This is a genomic window from Streptomyces sp. WELS2, assembly GCF_013870595.1.
Taxonomy (GTDB): Bacteria; Actinomycetota; Actinomycetes; order Streptomycetales; family Streptomycetaceae; genus Streptomyces.
The window spans coordinates 1-290 of the sequence record NZ_JACBWZ010001409.1 but is presented as its reverse complement, the minus strand read 5'-3'; the positions used below and the strand labels follow the sequence as shown (position 1 = coordinate 290).

The 290-nt window shown below is 66.9% G+C and carries 1 protein-coding gene; it reads right to left on the bottom strand.

What is annotated here, in order from left to right:
• On the bottom strand, nt 1-290 hold a 290-nt coding region (locus H5J33_RS36650), incomplete at both ends, for a beta-ketoacyl synthase N-terminal-like domain-containing protein (RefSeq protein WP_181798981.1).

The following is a 290-nucleotide window of genomic DNA, read 5'->3' as shown; positions in this document are numbered from 1 at the left end:
CCAGATGCCGGTGAAGACGCCCGTCTGGCTGCCCCGCAACGACGTCGGATCGATCCCCGCGTCCTCGAACGTCTCCCACACCGTCTCCAACAGCACCCGCTGCTGCGGATCCATCGCCAACGCCTCACGCGGCGAAATCCCGAAGAACGCCGCATCGAACCCACCCGCGTCCGCCAGAAAACCACCCCACCGCGTATACGACGTCCCCGGACCACCGGCCGGATCATAAAGACGACCCACATCCCACCCACGATCCGACGGGAACCCCCCGATCGCATCCACCCCACCCG